3 protein-coding genes and 1 pseudogene are annotated in these 3,654 nt (G+C 71.3%); 1 reads left to right on the top strand and 3 read right to left on the bottom strand.

What is annotated here, in order from left to right; all coding sequences use genetic code 11:
* Positions 1 to 332 (bottom strand): annotated as a pseudogene (locus VN520_RS02095) (hypothetical protein); the annotation flags it as partial.
* An 86-nt stretch (positions 333 to 418) separates the two neighbouring features.
* The gene (locus VN520_RS02090; protein ID WP_325745091.1) at positions 419 to 1,243 is read right to left on the bottom strand and encodes an AfsR/SARP family transcriptional regulator; all 825 of its coding nucleotides are present in this window, start codon (positions 1,241 to 1,243) and stop codon (positions 419 to 421) included.
* A 568-nt stretch (positions 1,244 to 1,811) separates the two neighbouring features.
* Here VN520_RS02090 and VN520_RS02085 point away from each other — a divergent pair.
* Entirely contained in the window at positions 1,812 to 2,699 is an 888-nt protein-coding gene (locus VN520_RS02085; protein WP_325745090.1) for a helix-turn-helix transcriptional regulator, read from the top strand.
* A 170-nt stretch (positions 2,700 to 2,869) separates the two neighbouring features.
* Here VN520_RS02085 and VN520_RS02080 read toward each other — a convergent pair whose 3' ends face one another.
* Positions 2,870 to 3,406: an HtaA domain-containing protein gene (locus VN520_RS02080; protein ID WP_325745089.1), complete on the bottom strand. Its 537-nt coding sequence runs from the start codon at positions 3,404 to 3,406 to the stop codon at positions 2,870 to 2,872.
* Positions 3,407 to 3,654: the final 248 nt, after the last annotated feature.

Raw genomic sequence — 3,654 nt, 5'->3', positions numbered from 1 at the left:
AGCTCAGCGGCCGGCCGGGTCAGCCGCCTGCTCCGAGCGGCGATCGCCGGCGCCGCCAGCCCGATCGCGCCGCGGATGGCGCGCGGCAGCGGCGAGATGCGGGCGTGGTCGATGCCGCCCCAGGGCGGTGCCGGGTCCTGGTCGATGGCCCGTTGCACCCGGCGGGCGGTGGCCTCGTCGGTCAGGCGGGCCGCCAGGTGCAGGGCCATGTCGATGCCGGCGGAGACTCCGGCGGACATGATCAGGTCGCCGTCCTCGACCCGTCTGCGCTGGTGGTGGGTGGCGGACTGGGAGCACGCCGTCGAGGGATGCGCGCAGTGAAGCCCTCGCACTGCCTCCCGGCTCCCGGATCCTCGACCTGGTCTGATCGAGGCCATCGAAGCGCCGGCCCGGCCGTTCCTCCTCTCAGTGCCGCACGTCAGCCCCGACGGCGGGCGACCACCGCGTGTCCTGTCCCCGGGACGTGACCGCTTCCGACGAGCTCGCTGGGCTGCGGGCAGCGCTGGACATCCAGCGCTCGGCGGACCCGCGGGATGTGCTGGACCAGTCGGGTCATCTGCTCGGTCGGAGGTAGGCCGAGCTCGTCCTCCAGCACGGTCCGGAAGAGCTCGTAGGCCCGGACCGCCTCGGCCACGTTCCCCTCGGCCAGGTAGATGCTGACCATCACGCGATGGGCGCTCTCTCGCAGCGGTTCGGCGCGGACCGCGGCATGCGCCGCCTGGAGTGCCTCACCGTGGCGGCCGAGGGAGCTCAGCCGGGTGGCGACGGCCTCGAGCGCCTGCATGCGGAGCTGACGCAGTCGCTCACGTTCGAGGAGGACCCAGTCGTCGTACCACCCGGGCAGGAGATCGCCGAGGAGGGCGGTGTCCGGCAGCGCGACGCACTCAGGCCCTGGAGCACGTGCCAACGCCTGCGCCACCCAGTCGTTGAGGTCCCGCACGTCCACCCGGACGTCCGTCGCCAGTTGGAGGCCACTCCCTGACACCTCGACCAGGCCGGGCGCCGCCCTGTTGAGGCGCCACAACGCCGACCGCAGACTCCCGTGCGCGTGGTCTTCCGGGACCTCGGGCCACAGGTGGCCGGCCGTCGCCGCCCGGGTCGGCCGGGAGGACAGGCACAAGTGCGCCACCAGACGCTGCACTCCCCGTGGCAGGTCGTCGGTGATCGACCGCCGTACGCGGCCGGGCAGGTCCAGCCCGAAGCCGTCGAGCAGCGTGACGCGGGCAGCTGATGGACGGTCCACGTAAGGAGTCCTTCCCCTCGGGCCGAGCGACTGAGGCAGGTGACCGCCGGAGTCACTCGTCGTCCGGCTCGGATCGCGCCGGTCCGACGACTGCCGCGGAGCTCACCGGGGGCACCTGACGCGTGGAGTGCCGCGGGGGCGGGCGTCGCCGCCGGAACACAGTTCGGACATGCCGACTGCGGGCCTGCGCCGCCCGCCGTCGCGGTGCAGTCGGCTCGGACACGGGGTGCGCCCCCTGGTGCTGCCGAACAGCCCCGGGGACCAGGTGACGCGACTCGGTGTCGCCTGGCTCACCAGGCGGCGATGGTCGGTCTCCACGATCCCGGTGTCCAGGGTCCGGGCTGATCGTCCTCACACGCAGGTGCACGACTCCGACCGACATGGCTCCCCCTCGACGCACGAACGTGAGGTGCGGGAGGACAAAGCTATTGAAGGCGCAGCGCCGAGACCGTACGTAGTTGTGCGTAGTGACGAGACGCGACGGCGATCGCCCCCGATCGAGAGCGCCTGAAGCCGAACGGTTTCGGGACCTTGCACCATGAGCGACCGCAGAATTACGCTCGGCTGCGTGTCGCGCACCACGGCATGGCATGCAGCCTGGCTGGCCCTTGTCGGTGACATCCTGCAGGGACGGCCCGGGGAACGACAGTTCCCGCATGGTGAGGTGGCTGACCTGCTCGTGAGGTCCTTCGACGCCGCCTGCTGCTCATTGAACGTGGTGGACGGCGCGTGGGTGGACCACGTCGTCGGCGGCTGGCCCGACGGCTACCTGCCGACGGCACCGCCGTCCGGTGATCTCCCCGACGCGACCACACACCCGCTCATCCGCTGGTATCTCGTCACGGGCAGCTCTGATGCGCAGATACTGGGACGAGTGCCCCGCGAGCTGGTGCCCGCGACGATGGCGGCCGAGTGGTCGGCGTTCGCACGTCCCTTCGGGATCACGCACCAACTCGCCCTGCCCCTCCGAGTGGGCGACGGGATCCAGGCCTACGTCGTCAGTCGCCCCGATGACGACTACGCCGACGCCGATGCCGAACTGGCGAACCTGGTGCGCCCGGCCCTTGCTGCGCTCGTCCGGCAGCAGGCGGTGCTCCGGGACGTGGCGGAGTGGCAGTACGAGCGCGTCCGTGGCACTCGTCTGACGGACCGCGAGTTCGCCGTCCTCACGCTGCTCGGAGCAGGTCTCACCGCTCAGTCGATCGCTCGTCGCCTGCACACCTCCCCTCGAACGGTGCACAAACACCTCGAGCACCTGTACCGCAAGCTCGGCGTGCGCGACAGGTTGATGGCGGTTCAAAGGGCCCGGGACGCCGGCCTCCTGGCCACGCCCCCCGAGCCTGGCGGACTGCACGAGAGCCCGGATCCCGGACCTGTGATCCCCTCTCCTCGTAGCGAGGACGACTCCACCGCTGCGCCACCGCAACGGGCGAACTCGCCCGCTGCCTGGAGTTGATCCCCCTCGATGCACACCCTGAGCTCGGGCATCTCGCCCGGGAAGGGGTCCAGATCGGCGACTCACACTGCACCTCGCGACCGGGGACCGGGCCAGCCGCACGTCAGCGGTCATGGCGGACGACCCAGCCTGCGCGACGACGTCGGCCGCGGTAGATCGAGCCGCGGCTGTCAGGCGCGGTCGTCCCGCTCGAGGACCGGCAGCGTCAGCGTGAGCGGTTCGAAGGCCTCACCGGCCTGATAGACGTCGTTGAACAGGGCCGCGCCTGCCTCGGTCAGCCTCACGTCCGTACCGCTCCACATCTCGATCCCCTCAGGAGCCGGTTCTGCCTCGAGACGGAGGGTGACCAGTGGCACCCGTTCGGCCGGCTCCTCTTCGGACTGGCCGGCGACCGTGAGTTCTGCCCTGCCGTCGCGCAGGGTGAGAACCGGGAAGGCGATGCGGACGAAGAGCATGCCGAAGTGGCCGGTGAAACGGATGTCGCCGCCGAAGGCCCAGAACCGATCGGTGGCGCCGTTGCCCGCCGGCCGGGTCCCGGCCTCAACGGGCGGGAAGACGAATTCGTTCTCGCTGACGGGCACGGCTCCTTCCCCCACCCACGCTCGGCCGTCCGGCATGCGCTGCACGTACGCGATGAACGAGGTCTTGAGGCCCCACCGCAGACCCGTGGTCGGCTCGGGAGGTGCTTGCGTGGAGTGCTCGGTCATGTCCTGCTCCAGAGTGCGACGAGCGGCGACGCCGCGGATCGTGGGTCGCCGGCCCGGGCGGACGCCCCGGTGTGCCGCCGGCCTGGTCGAGGACCATGACGAGGGCTGCCGTCGTCCTGTCCAGCCCCGGATCCGGTGGGTGCCCGCCCCTGACACGGCGACGGGGGTTGCCGCGGTGTCGTGCCGGTGGGAGGTGTCCGTCCCCGACGACGACGGCACCGTGTGTGAAGGTGCTGGTGTGGAGGTCT

The organism is Streptomyces sp., from assembly GCF_035563135.1.
In the GTDB taxonomy this organism is placed as follows: Bacteria; Actinomycetota; Actinomycetes; order Streptomycetales; family Streptomycetaceae; genus Streptomyces.
This window is presented reverse-complemented; position numbering and strand designations above follow the sequence as displayed.

Coding starts and splice junctions, on each gene's coding strand:
- VN520_RS02080 (WP_325745089.1), bottom strand. CDS start 3,406: ATGACCGAGCACTCCACGCAAGCACCTCCCGAGCCGACCACGGGTCTG.